We start from the raw sequence: 23,813 nt of genomic DNA, 5'->3' as shown, positions 1-23,813 counted from the left end.
GCCAAGGCAGGCTATATAATGGTGACCCCTACGAGAATCGAACTCGTGTTTCAGCCGTGAAAGGGCCGCGTCCTAACCGCTAGACGAAGGGGCCACGTTGGCTTGCGCCGTTGTGAGGCCGCGCATTTATGAAGAGGGGGGCGATTGGTCAAGCCTCAAATCGCGTTACTATCGGAAAAAACGAAAAAAATATCAAAAACCGTTAAATACCAATGTTTTGCGTTCAATCGGCCCATGCCGCATCATCGACATGCAATTCGGCCGCGCGGCGTGAACCCCAATCATCGATTCGCGCACGACCCGCCAACCACAGCTTTCGCCCGCCATCGCCATGCAGCAAGGTCTGGCCCATGTCGGTTTGCGCGGCGCGGAAAGCCATCGCTTTGAAACTGGCGCCATCTTCGCCCCGCACGATCAGCCGCAGGTGATCGGCGCCCACGACATCGGCCTTGACCACGCGCACCGGCCCGACGGCCACACGCGGTCCCGGCCAACCCATGCCATAGGGGCCGGCGCTCTCCAGCAATTCGACCAGATCGGGATGCAGCCCGCGCGGCGCCACGGCCAGATCGAGCAAAAGCGATTGCGCCCCCTGCGCCCGGGCCACATCACCGGCCAGCCTGTCGTCCAGCCACTGGGCAAAATCATCCAGTTTGTCGGGCGATACGGTCAAACCTGCGGCCATCGCATGACCGCCACCTGCCACCAGATAGCCCAATTCACGCGCGCCAATAATGGCCGCACCAAGATCGACGCCCGAAATCGAACGCCCCGACCCCTTGCCGTAACCCCCTTCTTCATCGTCCAGCGCGATAACCAGCGTGGGCTTGCCGGTCTTTTCCTTGAGGCGCCCCGCCACAATGCCGATGACGCCGGGATGCCAACCCTTGCCGGCCAGCACCATGACGCTGCGATTGCCTTGGCGTTCGACCTGCGCTTCTGCGGCCTCCTGAACGGCCATTTCGATCGAACGGCGTTCTTCATTCAGGCGGGATAGCTGTGCGGCGATTTCACGCGCCTCCTCGGCGTCTTGTGTGGTCAGCAGCCGTACGCCCAGCGTCGCCTCGCCAACGCGCCCACCGGCGTTCACACGCGGCCCCAAGGCAAAGCCAAGGTCGGTGGCTGTCGGTGCGCGGTTCAGGCGACTGGCATCAATCAGCGCGGCCATGCCTATATTCTCGCGCCGGCCCATGACTTTAAGCCCTTGCGCCACCAGTGCGCGGTTAAGCCCATGCAGCGCCGCCACGTCCGCCACCGTGCCCAGAGCCACCAGATCGAGCAGCGCAAAGAGGTCCGGCTCCGCACGATCCTTGAACCATCCACGCCCGCGCAGCACCCGCACCAAGGCGACGCTGAGCAGAAAGGCCACGCCCACCGCTGCAAGATGCCCATGGGCCGCGCCAATATCGCTCTCGTCCAATCGATTTGGGTTAACCAGAGCGACCGCCTGCGGCAATTCGGCGCTGCATTTGTGGTGATCAACGACAATGACATCGACACCGGCCTGAGCCGCCATGGCCAACGCCTCATGCGCCATGGCCCCACAATCAACCGTGACGATCAATTGTGCCCCTTCGGTCCCCAGTCGCACCAGCGCCTCTCCGGTCGGGCCATAGCCTTCGAGCAGGCGGTCGGGGATATAGTGCCGGGCGTCATGGCCCAGCATACGGATCAGGCGGATCATCAAGGCCGCGCTGGTTGCCCCGTCAACGTCATAATCGCCGTATATGGTAATGGCTTCACGGCGCGTGATGGCGTCGGCGATTCTTTCTGCCGCTTTTTCCATGTCCTGAAATTCGGACGGATCGGGCAGGAACGCGCGCAAGGTGGGCGCGCGATGCCGGGGCAGATCATCACGCGCAACGCCGCGGGCCAGCAGCAATTGCGTGACGATATCGTCATTCAATCCGCCAGCAGCGCCTTGCGCCATATCCATATTGCCGCCGCGCCAGCGCCAGGCCTTGCCGGAAAGAGATGCTTCGGGGCGGATCCATTGGGTCAATTCTGGGTGCATGACGGATGCGATTAGAGCATGTTTGCCTCGACAGAAAGGGTAGGGTTTTCGTTAAGAACATCAGATCATAAATCGTAAAGTATGATTCGGCCTGTCCGTGCCATTCCGGTTAACGAATGTGCAAGACTCGACGCTGCACAAGGTAAAATGCCATAGCAGATGTTCGAATGTGATTTCTTTGGGGGGCCAACGCGCGATTGAGTTCATGACAGTACCTGCTGCCGCCACGTCCGCTTTTTATATTCAGTTTCCGTTGGAAAACATTCCCAACGGGGCGGCGGTTTTTGCTCTTTTGGCCCAAGGTGGCCATGCCGCCAGCATTTTTACAGTTACTCATCAACCGTTTGATGATGGCGACTGGCTTGAATTGCTTTCAAGTGGATTGACGTTCGACTTGTCCGGCCTGTCCGGGAATGGCAGCGTTCCTGATGTATCCGTTCGGTATGGCGTCGATGCGAATGTCGATCTGGCGCAATCTGGATGGTTGCGATTGACGCCGGGGGAGCATCTTGGCGGCGGACGGACCCAAATCCCCGTAATTCGAGGTATGGCCGCTATCGCACTGGCTTTATTGGATTTACCCGGTGCAACCGGCGTGGCATGGGGCGCGGCCCAGACGTTGATGAGCGCAGAACATTTTCGGCGCATTATCCCATCGTGGTTAACGGGCGGGGCGTTCCCGGCGTTGGGGCTCACGGCCTTGTCGCGCGATGCCTCCGGGGCCGTTCGTAGTTCGGGGCTAAGTTTTTTTACTGGACTCGAACTATGTATCGATCCACTTCTGGCAAAACAGCCCGGCTTGGCTGGCAAGATCGCCGTTCGACTTATCCACAGTTTGGTGGGTGGGTGGAAGGTGGTCGAACCTGTCGAAGTTGAAGGGCCGGAAGGGGATATTCTCGGGGTGTTTCCCGAGGAAAATGGAAAATTATTAAGGGTATGTCGAAAACGTTGATTCGTCATGTCGCTAAATCGACGCCTCTGGCTGTGACAGGGGCTGCTCTTTCGGAAAGTCACGTCATCAACAGCCTACGTTATCGGGCCAGACATTTTCTCTCATTTCGATCGGTTAACCATACGGCCGGTCCAGACTATGATCCGGGTCTGCAACGCCATCATCTGTTGCCAAAACAATTGCTCAATCAGCGTTGCTTTGGGCCGATGCTGGACACAATCGGCCGCGATCGCTTTGGTTTTGACGATTTTCGCAGCAATGGCCTGCTTCTGCCTTCCAATCATTCCGCTGCGATCAGGATGGGATTGCCGATGCACCGCGGGCCGCATCGCGATTACAATGCCCTGGTGATGGAACGTGTGGGCCAGGTCGAAGCGCGGTGGTCTGTGTACCGTGCCAAGGCCTCGGAAATGGCCACGGTTGAAGCGGTACAGCGTCTGACGCTGCTGCAAAAGGCGTTGCGACGCCGACTGTTGAACCCGCATTCGCAGCCAATCATCCTGAACCGATTTGACCCCATGCAAAAGCAGGTCGATTTTACCGAACTGGACGCGATGGTCGATATGTTGTGGCCCGAAACGCAGGAAATGGCGGATCTGGGGCTGTAATCGTGGCGGGGTTGGGCTAAGTGGCCCCCGATGTCTCAGGATCTTCTTGATAGTTTGCCCGCGCCATGGCGCCTTGCTGTTGCCTATGCCCCGGCATCCACGCGTGATCGTTGGTTGACGCTGCTGGCTTTGGACATACGTCTGGCTGGCGTGGTGCGCAGCGCGCGTGAGCCAATTTTGGCGCAAATGCGTCTGGCATGGTGGCGTGATCGCCTGCGCGATTCGTCTGCGAACTGGCCCAAGGGCGAGCCGCTTCTGGCAGCCTTGAAGTGCTGGCAAGATGGGCATGGGGCCTTGATCGCGCTGGTCGATGGGTGGGAGGCGTTGTTGGGGGATGCGCCATTGCCCGTAGACGCGTTTGAAACATGGATACACGGCAGGGTCACCGCTTGCGCCGCTTTGGGCAAGGGCGGCGAGGAAATGGCGCGTGGCTGGGCGCTGTCCGATCTTGCCTCGCATATTGGCGATGCGCAGGAGCAACTTCTTCTGGCCGAATTGGTCGAGGCTCACCGTTGGAAGGGAGCGCGTCTGTCACGTGCGATGCGCCCTTTGGTTGTCCTTCACGGTCTGGCCGCACGCACCAAGGGGGGCGTGCAGGGCGCGGAAAACATTTCACTTTTCACCCTTTTGCGACTTGGCATCCTCGGTATCTAAGGTACTCTCCACCATAAATCGGAGGGGTGATGAGCAGGATTGTGATTGGTGCAGTGTCGGCGCTGACCTTGGTCGGGGCTGGTTTTTTCTGGTGGCAGGGGCGCGCCAACCTTGAACATGCCGCGCCTTTGCCGTTGGCGGCAGAGCCGCAGGCCGACAACACCATCGCTCTGCCAGAGGCCGATCCGCATGGTCGCGGGGCCGCTCTGCCCAACGCGGTCAAGAAAGAGGTATCGAAGGAAGATCGCCGCTTTAACCGTTATGACCGCAATCGGGACGGCACAATCAACCGCAATGAAATGCTGTCCACCCGCGTAAAGGCGTTTCAGAAACTGGACCTCAACCATGACAATTTGCTGAGTTTCGAGGAATGGGCGGTCAAAACCTCCAACCGGTTCAAGGAAATCGACCGGAACGGCGATGGCATCCTCAGCCGCGCGGAATTGAACGCCTATTACGCCGCGCAGGATGCCCAAAAAGCCGAAAGATCGCGCGCGAAATCCGCCCAATGCGCATGTGGAAAGCCGGGGCCGCAAAAGAATGGGGATGATGACGAGGATTAAATCCCCGACCATTCAAGGCCGGATGGCAGGTCGAATGCCGCGAAATCGACCTGTAGAACGCGGCGGCGCGTGGGATTAATGGCCCGATCCGAAGCATGAAGGATCAAGGTGCGATAGATCCAGACGTCGCCTGCTTTTGCCAGACAGGGATATGTCCCCAATTTTTGAACGAGGTTGGGAATGTCAGTTTCGGCTACGCTGCCTAAGACATGAGAGCGCGGCGCGATCAGAAGTGGGGCATTGTCCATGCCAATATCATCAAGATGAATGCGCATCGTCACCATTTGCGCCAGCGATTCAGCAGGCGGCGCGACATGATGCTGGCCTGATTTCATGGTCCATGGGCCAAACCCTGGCATTTCGTGACGCTCACGGACACAAATCGTACGATCCTGATGCCAACCGAGGGCCCAATTGGCCTTTGCCGATTTGTCGAACATCAGGGCGCGAAGCGGGCGTGCCAAAGGCCCTAAAACGCCTTGCGCCAATGACAAGATCGCTCCGGTCGGACCAAGGATTTTTTGCAGCGCTGGATTGTTATAAAGTCTGACACCGGCCTGATCCTGCGGCAGGCTGTCACTCAGCCGGAGCAATGTTGCAAGTGCGTCATGGGCGGCGCCGGAAAATAATTCGGCGCCATCCTGATCCAGCCTCATATGATGGTGGGAACCCAAGGCGCCAGATCGCCCTTGGCACGCTCGGTATAGACCAGTTTGCGGCCTGCTTTCTTGATCTTCTTTTCCGTGATGATCGGCGGGAAAAGCCCGAAATTGATGTTCATCGGTTGATAGGTGTCGGCTTCGGCATCGCCCGTAATATGGGCGAGCAGCGCGCCCAACGCCGTTGTGCGCGGCGGTTCGGTCCAAGCGCGACCGGCCAGTTCACACGCTGTCATGATACCGGCCAACATGCCGACACTCGCGCTTTCGACATAGCCTTCGCAGCCGGTGATTTGTCCGGCAAAGCGGATGTGCGGCGAGGATTTCAGGCGCAGTTGGCGGTCCAGCAAGGTCGGCGAATTGAGGAACGTGTTACGGTGCAAACCGCCCAGCCGCGCAAATTCGGCATTTTCAAGGCCCGGAATCATGCGGAACACGCGGGTCTGCTCGGCATATTTCAACTTGGTTTGAAAACCGACCATGTTGAACAAAGTGCCCAGCTTGTTATCCTGTCGCAACTGCACCACCGCATAGGGCCAGCGCCCGGTGCGTGGATCGTCCAGCCCCACCGGCTTCATCGGGCCAAAGCGCAAAGTATCCTCGCCACGCTCGGCCATGACCTCGATGGGCATACAGCCGTCGAAATAGGGGGTGTTGGCCTCCCATTCCTTGAACACGGTCTTTTCGCCGGTCAGCAATTCTTCGCGAAAGGCCAGATATTCGGCCTTGTTCATCGGGCAATTGATGTAATCCTTGCCGTCCGATCCCAGCGCGATGCTGGCTTCGGCCCCTTTGTCCCAACGGGCCGCGCGCCAGGCGATGTCCATGTTGATCGTTTCAGCATAGACGATGGGCGCGATGGCGTCGAAAAAGGCAAGGCTGTCCGCACCGGTCGCCGCGCCGATCTTTTCGGCCAACGATGCCGCCGTCAAAGGCCCGGTCGCCACAATCGTCAGGCCCGCATCGGGCAGCGTGTCGATCCGTTCCCGCGTAAGGGTCAGATTGGGCAGGGCGGTCAACTCTGCCTCAATCGTGTCGCTGAACACATCGCGGTCGACGGCCAGAGCGGACCCCGCCGGAACCCGCGCCTTATCCGCCGCACGCATGATCAGGCTGTCGAGTTGACGCATTTCGTAATGCAGCAGACCCACCGCATTGGCTGTATCATCATCGCTGCGCAGCGAATTGGAACACACCAGTTCGGCTAGACCGTCGCCCTGATGCGCGGGGCTGCGCTCTCCGGTTCCGCGCATTTCTGAAAGGCGTACCTTGAAACCGCGCTTGCCCAATTGCCAAGCCGCCTCGGTTCCCGCCAGACCGCCGCCGATGATGTGTACGTCATATGTCATGGGGCGGGGCTTTAGCTATTGTGGGGGGAAGGGGCAAGGTTGGGGAAAGAAAGGTGCCTCCGGCGGGCAAAGGGCGGGTGCCCTTTGCAATCCCATTAATGGGGTGGTGGATGGTTGGCCACGTTGTGGGTTTAATGATGAAAGCCTGCGGCGCGGACAGGTTCGAGCTATCCGTGCCGCAGGCTTTCCAATTTCGCGTCCAAGACGCAACGCCGAATTTATCGCGCCGCGCAGACATTAATGGGAGCGCGAGGGTCTAGACCCTCGCATCTAAACCCTTATGCCGCCGGCAATACCACCGAACCATCGGCGGCCCGCACCAACGCCCCATGCGCCAAAACGGCCGACAGCGGCAGATCCGCGTAAATATGCGGGAACAGTGCCCCGCCGCGCGAAACTTCCCACTTTACGGCATCGCCCAGCGCCGCCAGGTCGACCGTCGCGATAAACAGATCGTCCATTCCGGCGAAATGCTTGTCGATGGTTTCGGCCAACTGCGGCTCGGCGGAAAGGTGGATATAGCCATCGGCCAGATCGACCGGCGCGCCCTTGAACACGCCATCGGCCAGAAACTGCGCCATTTGCGGCGCAGTCAGGACCTTGTGGGCAACAGGCGGCAGGCTCATTCGCCTGCTTCCCCTTCGGGCGCCGTTGCTTCAGGCGTTGCTTCTTCGCCGCCTTCTTCCTCGGTTTCGCTCTCGGCCAAACGAACCGCCGAAACGACATGTTCATTATCGGCCACGTTGAACAGGCGCACGCCCGCCGATCCGCGCCCGATCACGCGCAGTGATGTCAGCGGCAGACGGATCATCTTGGCCTGATCCGTCACCAGCATCAACTGGTCGGCCTGAACTGCGGGGAAGCTGGCCACGACCTTGCCGTTGCGGGCGATATTGTCGATATTGGTGATCCCCTGACCACCGCGGCCCGTCCGGCGATATTCATAGGCCGAGGACAGCTTGCCATAGCCATTGGCGCAGACCGTCAGGATGAATTCCTCACGCGCGGCCAGTTCGGCCATATATTCCGGCGACAGCGAAGGTTCACCCTCGCGTTCACCCTTCCACGGGGCGAACTTCAGATATTCCTCGCGATCTTCGGCGCTGGCATCGACGCGGTGAAGGATCGAGAGCGAGATCACCTCGTCATCACCCTTGAGCAACATACCGCGCACGCCCGTCGAGGTACGGCTGGTGAATTCGCGCACATCGTCCCCGGCAAAGCGGATCGCCTTGCCCTGACGCGAGGCGAGCAGCACATCGTCATCTTCTGACAACAGCGCCACGCCGATCAAGCGATCATCATCGCCTTCGTCAAAGCGCATGGCGAATTTGCCGTTGGACGGAATGTTGGCAAAAGCGTCCATGCTGTTGCGGCGGACATTGCCCTTGGCCGTGGCGAATACGACCGACAGAGCGCCCCAATCGGCCTCATCCTCCGGCAGCGGCAGCACGGTGGCAATCGTCTCATCCTTGTCCAGCGCGGGCAGCATGTTGACGATGGGGCGACCACGCGTGGCCGGACCGCCTTCGGGCAGCTTGTAAACCTTGAGGCGATAGACCTTGCCCGCGGTTGAGAAGAACAGCACCGGATTGTGGGTGGTGGTGACGAACATCGTCCCCACGGCATCCTCATCCTTGGTGGCCATGCCGGCGCGGCCCTTGCCGCCGCGCGCCTGGGCGCGGAACGTGCTGAGCGGGGTGCGCTTGATATAGCCGTCCATCGTCACGGTCACGACCATGTCGTCGCGCTCGATCAGATCTTCGTCATCGATGCCATCGGCGGCGGCGGTGATTTCCGACACGCGCGGCGTGGCGAATGCGGCGCGCACCTCGATCAACTCCTGACGGATCACGCCATAGAGCTTGGCACGATCACCCAGAATCGAGAGATATTCGGCAATCGCCTTGGCCAGTTCTTCCAGTTCGGCGCCGATTTCGTCGCGGCCAAGAGCGGTCAAACGGTGCAGGCGCAGGTCGAGGATCGCCTTCACCTGCGTTTCGCTCAGGCGATAGGTGGGAGCCGACAGTTCATCGCTGCCTTCCTCAATCGCTTCAACCAGACGGATGTACGAAGCAATCTCGCCCATCGGCCATTCGCGCGCCGACAGGGCCGCACGCGCCGCGCCCGGATTGGGCGAACCGCGGATGATGCGCACCACCTCGTCCAGATTGGTGACCGCGATCACCAGGCCCAGCAAGATATGCGCCCGATCGCGCGCCTTGTTCAATTCAAACTTGGTGCGGCGGGTGATGACTTCTTCGCGGAAGGCGATGAAGGAGGTGAGGATGTCCTTCAGCCCCAGCACTTCCGGACGACCGCCACGGATGGCCAGCATATTCGCCGGGAAGCTGGACTGTGCAGGCGTGTTGCGCCAGATCTGGTTGAGCACGACCTCGGGCGTGGCATCGCGCTTCAAATCGACGACGACGCGCACGCCTTCGCGGTTCGATTCGTCGCGGATGTCGGAAATGCCCTCGATGCGCTTTTCCTTGGCCGCCTCGGCGATCTTTTCGACCAGACCCGATTTGCCCACCTGATAGGGGATCGAGGTCAGCACGATCGAGCGGCGATCATTGCGTCCCGTTTCAATCACATGGCGCGCACGCATGATAATGCTGCCGCGCCCGGTGTTATAGGCGTTTCGTGCGCCGCCCTGACCAAGGATCAACGGAGCGGTCGGAAAGTCCGGCCCCGGAATGATCTTCATCAATTCATCGGTGGTGATTGCCGGATTGTCGATCGTGGCCAGACAGCCATCGATCACTTCGCCCAGATTGTGCGGCGGAATGTTCGTGGCCATGCCGACCGCGATACCGCCCGCGCCATTGACCAGCAGGTTGGGGAAACGCGCGGGCAGGGCCTGCGGTTCGCTCTCCGACCCGTCATAGTTGTCGACGAAATCGACGGTGTTCTTGTCAATATCGGCCAGCAGGCTGTCGGCCACCTTGGCCAGACGCGCTTCGGTATAACGCATCGAGGCCGGCGGATCAGGGTCCATCGATCCGAAGTTACCCTGACCATCGATCAGCGGCAGGCGCATCGACCAGTCCTGCGTCATGCGCGCAAGGGCATCATAGATCGCCGCGTCGCCATGCGGGTGATATTTACCCATCGCGTCACCGACGATACGCGCCGATTTGCGATAGGCCTTTGAGTGGGTGAAGCCATTTTCATGGCACGTCCACAGAATACGGCGATGCACGGGCTTCAGGCCGTCGCGCACATCGGGCAAGGCGCGCGCCACGATCACGCTCATCGCGTAATCGAGATAGCTCGTCTTCATCTCGTCGACGATGTCGACGCGGGTGAATTCGCCCATGGGGCTGGCAGAAAGGGTGTTTTCGTCGCTCACGCGCGTGCTTCAATCTTTGGTTTGTTTTAGGGCATGGCCCGGGGTGCACTGTCTCTAGGCCATGGCGTCGCCTATGGCCAGCATTTGCGCGCACCATCAGCCTATATTGCCAGCGTTTTCCACAATCGGGCGCGCATTTGTCATGGCGGCGTCATTGCAATGCCCAATGTGAATGCGCACAAAGTCGTAGTTCAATCGCGGTTCACACGCGATGGCTCATTACGCCGATAGTTGCATTGACGGCATTTTGCCTTAACTAGCGCAACGTTCAGTTTGGGGGGGCACGGTGGTGGCCCATGCCAAGAGGAGATACATTGCAATGAAGCTTTCCCTTTCGCGCCTTGCATTGGCCGTGGCGCTGGCCTTGCCCGTGGCGGGCGCTGGCGTGATGGTGTCTGCCCCCGCTATGGCGGCGCCGGCCGGTCCCGATCTCTCCAAGCCGTTCCTGGCCGTTGGCGTGCCTTTTCAGACCGCTCTGGAAAAGGTGAAGAAGGCGCCCAGCCCCGAAGGCATTGCCGATCTGCGCACGCAGTATGACAAGGTTCTGGCCGCCGCGACCAAGCCCGATGACAAGTTCACCGCAGGTAACTGGGGCATTCAGCTTGGCAGCCTGGCCAAGGACGACGCGCTTCAGGGCAAGGGCATCCAGTTGATGGTCGACAGCGGCAAGACCCCGCCTGACCTCCTGCCCAAGCTGCACTTTGCGCTGGCCCAGATGGCGCTGCAGGCCAAGGACAATGCGGGCGCCCGCAAGAACCTTGATGCCTCGATCGCGGCCGGTAACAAGGAAGCTGAACCCCATGTTTGGCTGGCCGAAATCAATTTCGAGGAAAAGCAGACCAAGGCCGGTTTTGACGAGCTGAACAAGGCCATCGAAATTGCTGGTACGGCGGCGCCTGAAAACTGGTATCGCCGCGGTCTGGGCTTTGCCTATGAAAGCCGTGACTATGCTCAGGCGGTGAAGTTCTCGACCGGTCTGGTCAAGGCCTATCCCGTCACCAAGAGCTGGTCGGCTGCCATCGCCGTGCTGCGCGATCTGGGCCAACTGCCCTCGCAGGACACGATCGACCTGATGCGCCTGATGGCCCGCACCAACAGCTGGGCTGAAGAACGCGACTATGGCGAATTTGTGCAGGCCGCTGACGCTCGCCGTAACCCGGCCGAAGTGAAGGCTGTGATCGAAGCGGGCGTTGCCTCGGGCAAGCTGGATGCGTCCAAGACCTTCTATGCCGAAGCGCTCAAGACCGCGACCACGCGTATCGGCCCCGACAAGGCCTCGCTGCCCGGCTTTGAAAAGGACGCTCGTGCGCCTGCCGCCACGGTTGGCACGGTTGCCGGTGCTGGCGACGCCTTCCTGTCCTATGGCGAATCGGCCAAGGCGATTGATCTGTACAAGATCGCTCTGAACAAGCCGGGCGTGGACAAGCCGGTCGTCCTGACCCGTCTGGGCATCGCGCAGGTTGATGCTGGCGACTATGCCGGTGCGCAGGCGACGCTGGCTCAAGTCGAAGGTCCGCGTAAGCCGATGGCTGAACTCTGGTCGCTCTATGCGGCGCAGAAGGCCGCTGGCAAGTAAGGCTAACGCCTTGGAAATAGGAGAGGGGCGACGGGAAACCGCCGCCCCTTTTCTTTATTCAACCGGGGCGAATTCGCCGGTGCTTTCGTCCAGCAGGTGCAGCACGCCATCCGAAATGGCAAAGAAGGCGCCGCGCAGGGTGAGGGTGCCCTTGGCCTCCTTTTGCTGAACGCAGGGGAAGGTGCGCAGGTTTTCCAGGCTCACCTTGACGCCGGCCTGTTCCATGGCGCGTTCGGCGGGGCGGCCGGTGGTGCCATGAACATGCGCCACCGAATCGCGCGCTTCGTCGAGCAGCGCAATCCAGTCGGCGACAAAGCCGCCCTGACCCGGTTCGGTGCCTTGCAATTCCTGCGTCAGCGCCGCCTTGCAGCCACCGCAAAGGCCGTGGCCCATGACGATGATTTCGCGGACCTTCAACACCTGCACCGCAAATTCCAGCGCCGCCGACACACCATGATGCCCCGGCGTGGTTTCGAACGGCGGGACCAGAGCAGCGACATTGCGCACCACAAAGATTTCGCCCGGATCGACGTCGAAAATCTGCGAAGGGTCGACGCGGCTGTCGGAACAGGCGATCACCATGACCTGCGGCTGCTGGCCTTCGCCCAATTCGCTCCAACGGGCGCGGTGCGGGGTCCATCCGGTTTCGCGAAAACGGCGATATCCGGCGATAAGACGGTCAAGGGGCGGGGTTGCGGGGGCGTTACCCGTATCTGACATGTCGTTCTCCTGACGATGAAAGCGGTTGAGGGGCAGCATCGGGCAAAGATTCGCCGCAAGCCGCATCCTTGGCCCGTCGATTGCCCCGAAGCATTGCCAAAGGCCAGCATAAACTTAGCTCTGGAAAGAGGCGCGTCATGCGCCTATCTGGCAGGCCATGAACGAGCTCTCCACCCCTCCTTCGCCCGATTCCAAGCCTGCAACCCAGCGCAAGCCCGACTGGATCCGCGTTAAAGCGCCCGTCAGCCGGGAATATGGCGCCACGCGCGACCTGATGCGTGGGCTGGGGCTGAATACGGTGTGTGAAGAGGCCGCGTGCCCCAACATCGGCGAATGCTGGACCAAGAAGCACGCCACGGTGATGATCCTTGGCGATGTTTGCACCCGCGCCTGCGCATTTTGCAACGTCAAGACCGGCATGCCGCGTAAGGTGGATGTCAACGAACCGGCCCATGTCGCCGAAGCCGCCGCCAAGCTGGGGCTGGAGCATATCGTGATCACCTCGGTCGACCGCGACGATTTGCCCGACGGCGGCGCCAGCCAGTTCGTCAAGGTCATCAACGAATTGCGCCGCACGACGCCCAACACGACGATCGAGATCCTGACCCCGGATTTTCGCAACAAGATGCGCCCTGCGATCGAGGCCATCGTTGCCGCCGGGCCGGATGTGTACAACCACAATCTGGAAACGGTTCCCCGCAACTATCCGACCATTCGTCCCGGCGCGCGCTATTATTCTTCGCTCCGTCTGCTCGAAGAGGTAAAAGCCCATAACCCGCTGATCTTTACCAAGAGTGGCATCATGCTCGGCCTTGGTGAAACGCGTTTGGAAGTCCATCAGGTGATGGATGACATGCGCAGCGCCCAGATCGACTTTCTGACCATGGGCCAATATCTGCGCCCGACGCCCAAACATGCCGAGGTCAAGGAATTCGTCACGCCGGCCGCATTCAACGCCTATGGCGCGATTGCCCGTGCCAAGGGTTTCCTTCAGGTCGCGGCCAGCCCGCTGACCCGTTCGTCCTATCACGCTGGCAAGGACTTTGCCGAAATGCGCGCCGCACGCGAGGCCAAGCTCGCCAAGGCCGCAGCCAAGGCTTAATCCGCGATGCCGAGTATCCATGAAACCCGCCGCTTGCCCTATTCCGCCAAGCAGATGTTTGATCTCGTGGCCGATGTGGGCAAGTATGGCGAATTCCTGCCCTGGGTCGTCGCCACGCGCGTCAAGAGCAATGACGGTCGCGAAATGGTGGCCGACATGCTGGTCGGCTTTAAAATGCTGCGTGAAAAATTCACCAGCCGCGTGGTGTTTGACGCGCCGCGTGAATTAACCGTGCATTACCTTGACGGGCCGATGCGCGATCTGGACAATCATTGGCAATTTCGTGATGTCGAGGGCGGCTGCGAGCTGGAATTTGACGTCAGCTTCACCTTCCGGAACCCCTTGTTCGAAAGCCTTGCCGGGCAATATTTTGACAAGGCGTTTCGCAAGATGGTGACCGCTTTTGAAGAGCGTGCGGCCAAACTCTATGGCGAGCCTGCCTAGAGCGTCGCATTTCCGTTCGCGTCAGCTTGAACGGAAAACGCTCTAAACGCAGCGCCCCGGCGTTGAGGATTATTCCTCTTCGGCCGGGGCTTCCATCTTCGGCAAGAGCAGTTCGAGCGCGACCTTGACGGCTTCAGCGCGAATTTCGCTGCGCCCGGTCGGGGCAAAGAAACGTTCCTCGGCCAGAACTTCTTCGCTGTTGCGTTCGGCCTTGGCAAAGACCACCAGACCAACGGGCTTTTGCGCGGTGCCGCCATCGGGGCCGGCAATACCGCTGATCGCGACGGCGACATCGGCGTCCGAATTGTTCAGCGCGCCCTGCGCCATCGCCCATGCGCAGGCGCAGGATACCGCGCCAAACGTGTCGATGATATCGGGCGAAACCGACAGCAACTGCTTCTTTGCCTGGTTGGAATAAGTAACGAAACCGCATTCCACCACCGAGGACGACCCGGCAATTTCTGTCAGCGCGGCCGAGACCAACCCCCCGGTGCAGCTTTCCGCCAGCACGACCTTGCGCCCGATCGCCGCATTTTCGGCAATCACCTGCGCGGCAAGTTCGAGGATTTCGGGGGAGAAGAAGGATGCATTGTTCATGGTGTGCAAATCACGATTTTGCCAATACGCGCCTGTCCAGCGCGCGAGCCCAAACCAATGGCAAGGCCAATAGCCTCAGCCGTGCTTTCAGGCGGCAGGGGGGAAAGGATCGCCAGCAACCGGTCCAATACCGGGCAACGGGCGATGGGCAGTTTTTCGGCGACCATGCCGGTCACCATGGTTTCCACGATCTGTTGTTGTTGCGGATCGGGTAATTGGCCCAAAAGGGCGGAAATGTCGGTGGGCGCACTGGCGCTCAATTTGCCGATGGCGGCTTTGGCGCCGGGCCACAGCGAGGGTTTGACGGCGGCATAGCGGTCGATCATGCCCCGCGCCGGGCCACGCAAAAACGCGCCTTCGGGCAGAGTGGGGCCGCAACGCTGGGCCACGCCCGCAATCGTGCCAGGCATGGCAAAGCCCACCAGTGAGGAAAATTCGGCGGGGGCAAGGCAAGGCTCGGCGGCGCGCACCATTCCCGGCGACATCACCAGCAGGGCCGAAGCCGTCAGGGCGAAAATCCGCGCCATCAGGCCAGAAGCAGCGTTGCGGCGGCCTGCGCGGCAATACCTTCGCCGCGCCCGGTAAAGCCCAGCTTTTCGGTCGTCGTTGCCTTCACACTGACCACGGCGACATCGACGCCCATGATCTGGGCCAGTCGGTTGCGCATGGCATCGCGATGAGGGCCGATCTTGGGCGCTTCGCAAATGATGGTGACATCGACATGGCCGATGGCATAGCCTGCTTCACCGGCCAGTTTCACGGCATGGGCAAGGAAACGATCCGAAGCCGCGCCCTTCCACTGGGGATCGCTGGGCGGGAAATGCTGGCCAATGTCGCCACGGGCACAGGCGCCGAGGATGGCATCGACCAGCGCGTGAATGGCCACATCCGCATCGCTATGCCCGGCAAGACCCTGGTGGTGGTCGATCTTGACCCCGCACAGCCACAATTCCTCGCCATCTTCGAGCCGGTGGACGTCATAGCCCGTTCCCATCCGCACCGGCGGCATGGCGGGCGCGAAATCGCTGGCATAGGTCAGCTTGTGCAAGGTCTCATCTCCATCAACCAGCGCGACGCTCAGGCCGTAAGCCTGCGCAACCTGTGCATCATCACCCGCATTGGTTGGACCGTCCCACGCGCGATGCGCGGCCAGAATATCGGCAAAGCGAAAGCTCTGCGGCGTCTGGACCCGGCGCAAGGCCTCGCGGCGGGCAGGGGCCCCCATCAGATTGTCGGCCGCGTTACACAAACTGTCTACGACAGGCAGGACGGGAATCACGCCGGGTTGAGCCAAAAGCGCGTTTTCCAGCCGTTCCACCACCGCCAAGGGCAGGATCGGCCGCGCCGCATCATGGATATGAACGATGGCGGGCGAGTCTATGGCCAATGCTTCAAGCCCGGCGCGCACCGAATCCTGTCGCGACGCCCCGCCCGTGACTAGCCGAACAGGCAGTCCATCAAGCGCCCGTCCCGCCACTTCATCCGCGCCTTCGGGAATGACGACCACGATGGGCGCGACGCCCGCCGCAATCAAACGCTCGACCGAATGGCGCACCACGGGCTTTCCCCGCCACATGGCAAATTGCTTGGGCAAAGGCTGGCCTGCGCGCAAACCTGCGCCTGCGGCCACAATGATCGCGGCCTTGAGTGTATTCGCTGAAGGGTCCATCTCTGGAGTCGGGGCGCTGCTCATGGTTCGCGCCGGTAATCCCTTGCCGGGCGGCGCGCAATCCTTTATGCGCTGCCCACTTTTTAGGCATGCCCCAATGATAGACACTCCGACCCCGCCCGCCCTCAAGCCGATCCATATCGGCCCCGTCCAGATTGACTGCCCGGTTGTGCTGGCGCCGATGACGGCTGTCACCGATCTGCCGTTCCGCCGGATTGTGCGGCGTTATGGTTCGGGGTTGAATGTCACCGAAATGATCGCTTCGCCGGCGGCCATCCGTGAAACACGCCAGTCGATCCAAAAGGCCGCGTGGGACCCGATGGAGGAGCCCGTTTCAATGCAATTGGTCGGGTGCGAACCCGATCAGATGGCCGAAGCGGCCAAGATTGCCGCGGACAAGGGCGCATCGATCATCGACATCAATATGGGCTGTCCGGTGAAAAAGGTCGTCAATGGGGATGCTGGGTCGGCATTGATGCGTGTGCCCGATCTGGCCGCCCGCCTGATCGAGGCTTGCGTCAAAGCTGTCGACCTGCCCGTTACGGTCAAGATGCGCATGGGTTGGTGTCATGACAGTTTGAACGCCCCTGAACTGGCGCGGATTGCGCAGGACCTGGGCGCGAAAATGATCACCGTTCATGGCCGCACCCGCAATCAGATGTATAAAGGCACCGCCGATTGGGCCTTTGTCCGCAACGTCAAGGAAGCGGTAGACATCCCCGTCATCGTCAATGGCGACATTTGCGAAATCGAGGATGTGACCGCCGCCGTTGAACAATCCGGCGCCGATGGTGTGATGATCGGTCGTGGTTCCTATGGCCGTCCGTGGTTGCTGGGCCAGATGATGCATTGGCTGGCGACGGGTGAACGTAAGGCGGAACCTTCATTGGCCGAAAAATATGCCGTTATTCTTGAACATTATGAGGATATGTTGGCGCATTATGACATCAAGACCGGCGTCAATATGTTCCGCAAACATATCGGCTGGTACACCCATGGCCTGCACGGGTCGGCCGCATTCCGCAACAAGGCCAATTTCATGGATGATCCCAAGGACGTGAAGGCGGCGCTCTACGAATTCTATATGCCGTTGTTGCAAGACGCGGCCTGATGGCGCCTGAACAGACCGATGTGATTCCACCGGCGCCCGATGCGCGCCGTATGCTGCTCAGCCTGCCGCAGGCGGTGATGCTGCTGGCGCCGGGGCAGAAGATTTCGATGGCCAATCCATCGGCGGAACAGTTTCTGGGCCAGAGCCAGCGTCGATTGTTGGGTCGCTCTTTGTCCGATGTCGTGGCGCTGGACGATGAAAGGTTGATGCAGCGCATTTATGAAAGCGATGCGCCGATCAGCGCGCGCCATGTCGATGCGCACGTATTGGGGATGGGCGCGCGGCGGATCGACATTGCCACGACGCCCGTTTTGGACGCGCCGGGTTGGCTGATGGTCACTCTGGCCGACAGCGCGACGGTCGAGCCGTTGGGCCAGTCGATGCCGGGGGATGGCGACGGGCGTCTGCGCGGGCCGGAAGTTTTGGCCCATGAAATCAAGAACCCATTGGCGGGCATTCGCGGCGCTGCGCAATTGCTGGCCCGCAAGGTGGAGGGCAGCGACCGCGCCCTGACCATGTTGATTGCCGATGAGGTTGATCGCATTGCCAAGCTGATCGACCAGATGCAGACGCTCTCGCGCCGCACCGCCGACCCGGTGGAGCCATGCAACCTGCACGAGACGATCCGCCGGGCCAGCACGATTATTTCGGCAGCGGGGGGAGCAAAAGGTCAAGGGGCACGGATTGAGGAAGAATTCGATCCGTCCCTGCCCGCAGTCTTGGGCAGCGCGCATGGCTTGGTGCAGGTCCTGATCAACCTCCTTTCCAATGCGCGTGAGGCGACGCAGGGCGTCAAGAACCCGCGCATTATCGTGCGCACACGCTTTGTTTCGGGCCTGCAACTGCACGCGACCGATAGCGGCAAGGCCGTGCGCCTGCCCATCGAAGTTCGGGTTTCGGACAATGGCGCGGGCATTGATCCATCCGTCCGAGACCAGATTTTCGAACCTTTCGTCACCAGCAAAAAGACCGGGCAGGGGCTTGGGCTGGCGCTGGTGCGCAAATTGATGCGCGATATGAACGGGCGCATCACCCATGATCGTGACGAGGCGGCGGGCTGGACCCATTTCCGGCTGCATCTGCCGATGGTTGCGATTACCCCGACGGCATCAAAATCTCGCCGCAAGCCTGCCTCAGACGCGCTGAACGGATAAATCTATGACTATTCTGCTGGTCGAGGACGACGAGTCCATCGCCATCGTCATCACCGCCGCGTTGGAGGCCGAAGGCTTTGACGTGGTGCGTTGTGATTCGATTGTTGACCGCGATCTCTTGCTTTCGCACCGTGAATTTTCGGCGCTGGTCACCGATGTGATGTTGACCGATGGCGACGGGATCGAGACGTTGGGGCGCGTGCGTCAACACCACCCTGATCTGCCGGTGATTGTCCTGTCGGCGCAAAATACGCTGGATACGGCGGTTCGCGCATCGGATACGGGTGCGTTTGAATATTTCCCCAAACCTTTCGACATTGACGAACTGGTGCGCACCGTCCGTCAGGCCGCCGGTTCGCAAGGCAGCGCGATGGGCGCTGGCGGGGATGACGGGCCGGGGCAGGGCTTGCCTCTGGTCGGTCGGTCACAGTCGATGCAGGCGGTCTATCGCATGATCACGCGCGTCCTGCGCAATGATCTGACCGTATTGATCCTGGGCGAAAGCGGGACGGGCAAGGAATTGGTGGCAGAAGCCATCCATCAGTTGGGGCACCGCCAAAAGGGGCCGTTTGTGGCGGTCAACACGGCGGCCATTCCGGCAGATTTGATCGAGAGTGAGTTATTCGGCCACGAAAAGGGCGCTTTTACCGGCGCCGTGGCCCGTCATATCGGCAAATTTGAACAGGCCGCTGGCGGCACGCTATTCCTTGATGAAATTGGCGACATGCCGATGCAGGCGCAGACCCGTTTGCTGCGCGCTCTGCAATCCGGAACCATCCGGCGCGTTGGCGGGCGTGAAGAGGTCAGGATTGACGCCCGCATCGTGGCCGCGACCAACAAGGATCTGGAACCGATGATCGCGGCGGGTCAGTTCCGCGAGGATCTCTATTACCGCCTGAACGTGGTGCCGATCCATTTGCCGCCTTTGCGGGAAAGGGCCGATGACATTGCGGCTCTGGCGCGCCATTTCCTCTCGCTGGCCGCGTCCGAAGGGCTGCCGCGCAGGCGCCTGTCGCAAGAGGCTGAGGAAATTTTGCAACGCCAGTCGTGGCGCGGGAATGTGCGCGAGCTTCGCAATTTCATCTATCGACTGGCGCTTTTGGCGCGAGAAGACGTGATTGACGCCGCCGCGCTTGAACCGATGCTGGCCACAGCGCCTCGCCCGGATGAAGTGGTGGAAACCCCGCTCGATCTGGCCGGTGCGGTGGAGCGCTGGTTGCAGGAACATAACCCTTCGGCGGGTACGGTCTATGACACCGCTCTGGCCGCGTTTGAACGTCCGCTGTTCAACCGTATCCTTGCGGCCACAGGCGGCAATCAGTTGCGGGCGGCTCAGGTGCTGGGCATCAACCGCAACACTTTGCGCAAAAGGCTGGGGGAATTGGCGATAGACCCGGATATTTTCCTGCGCCGCCCATGAGGCCTGTGCGACCTTTCGGGTAATCTGTCGCTTTCCTCTTGCATTCTTGCCACAGTGGCGTTGTAACACGGCCACGATGGTGAGCGATGGCAAGGTAAAGTTGAAAAGATGGCCCCGCTGGTGGCGGCGGGCCTTGGTCTATGCCCGGCGCGCCAATCTGGAACCCTATGTCTGGGGCATCTGCATATTCGGCTTTCTGGCGGCCAGCCTTTCGGCATGGCTTGCCGTGTCGGATCAGGCGGAAAAGGGGCAATTGCTGTCGGGCGGGATGACCGCTTCGCTGCTGGTGGGCATGTTGTTGCCCGCGATGGCCATTCTGGTGCTGATCGGCCGCTGGATCGCGGTTCGTCGCGGGGCCAGTATTCCGGGCGGTAAAGGGCGGTTGCACACACAGCTTGTGTTCCTGTTCTCGCTGATTGCGGCTGTGCCGACGCTGCTGGTCGTGATCTTTGCATCGTGGCTGTTTCAGTCGGGCGTCGAATTTTGGTTTTCCGATAATTCGCGTGGGCTTTTGGAAAACGCGAATAAACTGGCCCGCGGCTATTACGAACAGACCCAGCGCGACGTTTCCAACGAAGCCATCGCGATGACCAGCGACCTGCGCTATATCCTGAGCCAGACCAGCATTGTCAGCCTCGATTTTCAGCGGGCGCTTTCCTATCAGGTGCTGCAACGCGGCCTTGACGAAGTGGCGATCCTGCAAAAAGGCCCGGATGGGCGGATGATCACCGTCGCCATTGTCGACCCTGCGCGCGATGATACGCGGGTTCAGATTTCGCCCGAAGACCGCCGCCGCGTCGACGGTGGCGAAGCGATTGTGGTCAACGCCAAGGCCGACCGTATCGAGGCCGTCACCGCGATTGATCAACGCATCGGTCTCTATCTTTATGCCGCGCGAACATCCGACCTTTTGGCGATCAGTCAGGGCAAGCGAGCCGATAATATCGTCAAGGCCTATCAGGTTTTGACGCAAAGGGCGCGCTTGCTCCAATTGCGGTTCAACATCGCGCTGTTTGTCATATCCTTGGTGCTTGTGGGCCTGTCGGTGGTCTTTGCCTTGCGTTTTGCCGACAGACAGGTGCAGCCGCTCTATGACCTTGTCGCGGCGGCCCAGCGGGTCGGTGCGGGCAATTACGAAATCCGCATCACGGGGCGCACGGGGGCCGAGGAAATCGGCCTGCTCAACCGGGCTTTTAACCGGATGACCGAACAGATCGAGCGTCAGACTGCTGCCCTCGTCCGCGCCAATATGCAGATTGATGAGCGCCGCGCTCTGATGGAGGCGGTGCTGGAATCGGTGACGGCGGGCGTTATTTCGCTCGATGCCAGCGGGGCGGTCCGCTTGATGAACTCCTCGGCGCAAAAGCTGTTGTTAGGACGCAGCGATGGCGCCCCTATTGGCCAACCTCTGAGCGAACTCTCTCCGCAGATCGCCGGGATGGTGGATGAAGGAAAACGTGAGGGCGTTGTCCAGCACGGCATTTCCTCCGACCGCGGCGGCGATCTTCTGACGCTGGCGGTGAAACTGACGGCCAACAGTTCGGCGTCGGGCGAGGCGCAGGGCGGCCATGTGATCACCTTTGAGGATATTACCCGCCAATTGCTGGATCAGCGTCAGGCAGCATGGTCGGACGTGGCCCGCCGCATTGCGCATGAAATCAAGAACCCGTTGACCCCGATCCAGTTGGCGACGGAGCGCCTGTCGCGCCGTTATCGCAAGCAGATCAGCGACAACCCCGAATTGTTCGAGGAATTGACCGCGACCATCATCCGGCAGGTGGGTGATCTGCGCAAGATGGTGGACGAATTCTCCTCCTTTGCCCGTATTCCAAAGCCGGTATTCCGGTCGGAAGATCCGGTGGATCTGGCGCGGCAATCTTTGTTCCTTCAGGAAGTGGCGCGGCCCGATATCGACTTCTCGATCGAGAATCCCGCCGATATCGGCCTGATCGGTTGCGACCGGCATCAGTTTGGTCAGGCGATGACCAATGTTCTGAAGAATGCGACAGAGGCGATTGAAGCAAAACAAAAACAGGCTGGCGACGACTATCGCGGTGCTATCCATCTCAGCCTGATTGACGAAGGCGAAAGCATCGTGGCGGTGGTGGCCGACAATGGCATCGGCCTGCCGCAGGATCGGGACAGGATTGTCGAACCCTATGTCACCACCCGTGAAAAGGGGACGGGGCTGGGTTTGGCCATTGTGAAGAAAATTGTCGAAGAACATGGCGGCGACATGAATTTTGCCAGCGCCGAGGGCGGTGGCTCCATCGTCTCCCTGCGTTTCGCCCGCGATCCGTTGAGTGCAGGCAAAGTCATGGAGCCGGGCGAATGATCCGATTGAAAAGAGGAAGAGCCTGATGGCAGTCGATATCCTGATCGTTGATGATGAAAAGGACATCCGCGAACTGGTGGCGGGTGTGCTTTCGGACGAAGGCTATGAATGCCGGACCGCAGGCGACAGCCGCGCCGCGTTGGACGAGGTGGACCGCAGGCGACCCTCGCTGGTGCTGCTCGATGTGTGGCTGCATGGTTCGCCCATGGATGGGCTGGAAGTGCTGGACGCGATCAAGACGCGTGAGCCGGATCTGCCGGTCATCATCTTTTCCGGCCATGGCAACATCGATACGGCGGTGGCCGCGATCGGGCGCGGGGCGATGGATTTCATCGAAAAGCCGTTTGAGACCGAACGCCTGTTGCATCTGGTGGAACGCGCGACGGAAACGGAACGGCTGCGGCGCGAAAACGCGCGGCTGAAGCTGGATACGGCACAGGGCACGGAATTTCACGGTTCATCCAGCGCAATCAACCATGTGCGCGCGACACTTAAACGCGTTGCGAATACCGGCAGCCGCCTGTTGATCTCTGGCCCATCGGGTGTGGGCAAGGAAGTGGCGGCGCGCTTGCTCCATTCGTGGAGCGGGCGGGCGGAAAAGCCCTTTGTCAGCGTCAATTCGGCCCGCATCACCCCTGAACGGTTCGAAGAAGAATTGTTCGGCGAGGAAGCCAACGGCAAGCTGGTCCGCGCCGGTTTGCTCGAACTGGCCGATGGGGGGACGCTCTATCTGGATGAAGTGGGCGATATGCCGCTTTCGACTCAGGCACGTATCCTGCGGGTGCTGACCGAGCAGGCCTTTGTTCGCGTCGGGGGCAATCGCCAGATCCGCGTCGATGTGCGGGTCGTTTCCTCGACCAGCCGCAATCTGGAAAAGGAAATTACGGAAAAGGCTTTCCGTGAAGACCTCTTCTATCGCCTGAACGTGGTGCCGGTGGTTGTCCCGCCGCTGGCCGAGCGGCGTGAAGATATTCCGGTGCTGGTTCAGCACTTTTTTGCCCGATACGCCAATGATCAGGGCATGCCGCCACCCGAAATCAGCATCGAGGCGATGGCCGCGCTTCAGGCCTATGAATGGCCGGGCAATGTGCGTCAGTTGCGCAATGTGGTTGAACGCACGGTCATTCTGGCCCCACGCGAAAGGTTGGGGCGGATTGAGGTCGATATGTTGCCCGCCGAAATCAACAATGGCCGATTGGCGGGCGATTCGGGCATGTCTTCGCTGATGGGCGTGCCCCTGCGCGAGGCGCGTGAGAATTTTGAGCGTGAGTATCTTCGCGTTCAAATCCGGCGCTTTTCCGGTAATATTTCCAAGACGGCGGCCTTTATCGGCATGGAACGCTCGGCTCTCCATCGCAAACTCAAGCTGCTGGGCATGGGTGACAAGCGGGATGATGAAGACGAAGAATGAATGGGGGGCGTGAATACGTCTTCCCCATTTTGACCATTTACGCTGCAACTGCGAGAGGCTAGAAACAGTATTCAGTCGGTCGAGAGCGCAGAGTCGCTTTCGGCCAGAATGCGGACCGTA

General features: G+C 60.5%; 21 protein-coding genes and 1 tRNA gene. 12 read left to right on the top strand and 10 right to left on the bottom strand.

The genetic code is table 11. The annotated features are described in order from the left end of the window. Positions 1-19: 19 nt before the first annotated feature. Positions 20-94 (bottom strand) — tRNA-Glu (locus ACZ9HU_RS21190). Between the two features lie 129 nt (positions 95-223). After that, entirely contained in the window at positions 224-2,014 is a 1,791-nt protein-coding gene (gene recJ / locus ACZ9HU_RS21185; protein ID WP_476107874.1) for a single-stranded-DNA-specific exonuclease RecJ, read from the bottom strand. 205 nt (positions 2,015-2,219) lie between these two features. Between recJ and ACZ9HU_RS21180 the strand changes: the two genes are divergently transcribed. Genes ACZ9HU_RS21180 through ACZ9HU_RS21165 form a run of 4 tightly spaced genes read left to right on the top strand, consistent with a single transcriptional unit; the run spans position 2,220 to position 4,791 of the window. After that, the gene (locus ACZ9HU_RS21180; RefSeq protein WP_476107873.1) at positions 2,220-2,966 is read left to right on the top strand and encodes a hypothetical protein; all 747 of its coding nucleotides are present in this window, start codon (positions 2,220-2,222) and stop codon (positions 2,964-2,966) included. Then, the gene (locus ACZ9HU_RS21175; RefSeq protein WP_476107872.1) at positions 2,951-3,574 is read left to right on the top strand and encodes an AHH domain-containing protein; all 624 of its coding nucleotides are present in this window, start codon (positions 2,951-2,953) and stop codon (positions 3,572-3,574) included. Before ACZ9HU_RS21180 ends, ACZ9HU_RS21175 begins: the two co-directional genes overlap by 16 nt. A gap of 30 nt (positions 3,575-3,604) precedes the next feature. Further along, positions 3,605-4,228 carry a hypothetical protein gene (locus ACZ9HU_RS21170; protein WP_476107871.1) on the top strand — a complete coding sequence of 208 codons (624 nt, stop codon included), beginning with the start codon at positions 3,605-3,607 and terminating at the stop codon, positions 4,226-4,228. 29 nt (positions 4,229-4,257) lie between these two features. Then, on the top strand, positions 4,258-4,791 hold the full coding sequence (locus ACZ9HU_RS21165) for an EF-hand domain-containing protein (RefSeq protein WP_476107870.1): 534 nt from the start codon (positions 4,258-4,260) through the stop codon (positions 4,789-4,791). Here the strand turns inward: ACZ9HU_RS21165 and ACZ9HU_RS21160 are convergent. The 4 genes from ACZ9HU_RS21160 to gyrA all read right to left on the bottom strand — a co-directional run bounded on the left by ACZ9HU_RS21160 (position 4,788) and on the right by gyrA (position 10,154). After that, on the bottom strand, positions 4,788-5,231 hold the full coding sequence (locus ACZ9HU_RS21160) for a phytanoyl-CoA dioxygenase family protein (protein ID WP_476107869.1): 444 nt from the start codon (positions 5,229-5,231) through the stop codon (positions 4,788-4,790). The two genes, ACZ9HU_RS21165 and ACZ9HU_RS21160, sit on opposite strands and share 4 nt — an antisense overlap. A gap of 212 nt (positions 5,232-5,443) precedes the next feature. Then, on the bottom strand, positions 5,444-6,799 hold the full coding sequence (gene trmFO, locus ACZ9HU_RS21155; RefSeq protein ID WP_476107868.1) for a methylenetetrahydrofolate--tRNA-(uracil(54)-C(5))-methyltransferase (FADH(2)-oxidizing) TrmFO: 1,356 nt from the start codon (positions 6,797-6,799) through the stop codon (positions 5,444-5,446). A 278-nt stretch (positions 6,800-7,077) separates the two neighbouring features. After that, the gene (locus ACZ9HU_RS21150) at positions 7,078-7,425 is read right to left on the bottom strand and encodes a DUF952 domain-containing protein (protein WP_476107867.1); all 348 of its coding nucleotides are present in this window, start codon (positions 7,423-7,425) and stop codon (positions 7,078-7,080) included. Continuing rightward, positions 7,422-10,154: a DNA gyrase subunit A gene (gene gyrA, locus ACZ9HU_RS21145; RefSeq protein WP_476107866.1), complete on the bottom strand. Its 2,733-nt coding sequence runs from the start codon at positions 10,152-10,154 to the stop codon at positions 7,422-7,424. The genes ACZ9HU_RS21150 and gyrA overlap by 4 nt, the downstream gene beginning before the upstream one ends. 319 nt (positions 10,155-10,473) lie before the next feature. Between gyrA and ACZ9HU_RS21140 the strand changes: the two genes are divergently transcribed. Further along, positions 10,474-11,730 (top strand): tetratricopeptide repeat protein, encoded by a 1,257-nt coding sequence (locus ACZ9HU_RS21140; protein WP_476107865.1) that lies wholly within the window; start codon positions 10,474-10,476, stop codon positions 11,728-11,730. A gap of 54 nt (positions 11,731-11,784) precedes the next feature. Here ACZ9HU_RS21140 and ACZ9HU_RS21135 read toward each other — a convergent pair whose 3' ends face one another. Further along, positions 11,785-12,450, bottom strand: coding sequence for a carbonic anhydrase (locus ACZ9HU_RS21135; protein ID WP_476107864.1), 666 nt, complete (start codon positions 12,448-12,450; stop codon positions 11,785-11,787). Positions 12,451-12,607: 157 nt separating this feature from the next. On the opposite strand from ACZ9HU_RS21135, the gene lipA reads away from it, so the two are divergent. Beyond that, positions 12,608-13,552 carry a lipoyl synthase gene (gene lipA, locus ACZ9HU_RS21130; protein WP_476107863.1) on the top strand — a complete coding sequence of 315 codons (945 nt, stop codon included), beginning with the start codon at positions 12,608-12,610 and terminating at the stop codon, positions 13,550-13,552. A 6-nt stretch (positions 13,553-13,558) separates the two neighbouring features. After that, positions 13,559-13,996 (top strand): type II toxin-antitoxin system RatA family toxin, encoded by a 438-nt coding sequence (locus ACZ9HU_RS21125; RefSeq protein ID WP_476107862.1) that lies wholly within the window; start codon positions 13,559-13,561, stop codon positions 13,994-13,996. A gap of 69 nt (positions 13,997-14,065) precedes the next feature. On the opposite strand, the gene ACZ9HU_RS21120 is transcribed toward ACZ9HU_RS21125, so the two are convergent. The 3 genes from ACZ9HU_RS21120 to ACZ9HU_RS21110 are packed head-to-tail and all read right to left on the bottom strand — an operon-like array spanning position 14,066 to position 16,286. Next, a complete protein-coding gene (locus ACZ9HU_RS21120; protein ID WP_476107861.1) occupies positions 14,066-14,593 on the bottom strand; it encodes a CinA family protein in 528 nt (175 codons plus the stop codon). Further along, positions 14,590-15,120 carry a hypothetical protein gene (locus tag ACZ9HU_RS21115; protein ID WP_476107860.1) on the bottom strand — a complete coding sequence of 177 codons (531 nt, stop codon included), beginning with the start codon at positions 15,118-15,120 and terminating at the stop codon, positions 14,590-14,592. The genes ACZ9HU_RS21120 and ACZ9HU_RS21115 overlap by 4 nt, the downstream gene beginning before the upstream one ends. Next, positions 15,120-16,286: a bifunctional 2-C-methyl-D-erythritol 4-phosphate cytidylyltransferase/2-C-methyl-D-erythritol 2,4-cyclodiphosphate synthase gene (locus ACZ9HU_RS21110; protein WP_476107859.1), complete on the bottom strand. Its 1,167-nt coding sequence runs from the start codon at positions 16,284-16,286 to the stop codon at positions 15,120-15,122. The genes ACZ9HU_RS21115 and ACZ9HU_RS21110 overlap by 1 nt, the downstream gene beginning before the upstream one ends. A gap of 73 nt (positions 16,287-16,359) precedes the next feature. On the opposite strand from ACZ9HU_RS21110, the gene dusB reads away from it, so the two are divergent. The 5 genes from dusB (at position 16,360) to ntrX (ending at position 23,693) form a co-directional block, all read left to right on the top strand. Then, the gene (gene dusB / locus ACZ9HU_RS21105) at positions 16,360-17,373 is read left to right on the top strand and encodes a tRNA dihydrouridine synthase DusB (protein ID WP_476107858.1); all 1,014 of its coding nucleotides are present in this window, start codon (positions 16,360-16,362) and stop codon (positions 17,371-17,373) included. Further along, entirely contained in the window at positions 17,373-18,527 is a 1,155-nt protein-coding gene (locus tag ACZ9HU_RS21100) for a two-component system sensor histidine kinase NtrB (RefSeq protein ID WP_476107857.1), read from the top strand. Before dusB ends, ACZ9HU_RS21100 begins: the two co-directional genes overlap by 1 nt. Before the next feature lie 4 nt (positions 18,528-18,531). Beyond that, positions 18,532-19,947, top strand: coding sequence for a nitrogen regulation protein NR(I) (gene ntrC, locus ACZ9HU_RS21095; RefSeq protein WP_476107856.1), 1,416 nt, complete (start codon positions 18,532-18,534; stop codon positions 19,945-19,947). Between the two features lie 76 nt (positions 19,948-20,023). Further along, on the top strand, positions 20,024-22,282 hold the full coding sequence (locus ACZ9HU_RS21090) for a sensor histidine kinase (RefSeq protein ID WP_476107855.1): 2,259 nt from the start codon (positions 20,024-20,026) through the stop codon (positions 22,280-22,282). Positions 22,283-22,307: 25 nt separating this feature from the next. Next, entirely contained in the window at positions 22,308-23,693 is a 1,386-nt protein-coding gene (ntrX, locus tag ACZ9HU_RS21085) for a nitrogen assimilation response regulator NtrX (protein WP_476107854.1), read from the top strand. Positions 23,694-23,813 lie beyond the last annotated feature (120 nt).

This window comes from Novosphingobium sp. Sphag1I (genome assembly GCF_056279125.1).
The sequence above is the reverse complement of the archived record's forward strand: the minus strand, read 5'-3'. Positions and strand labels throughout refer to the sequence as shown.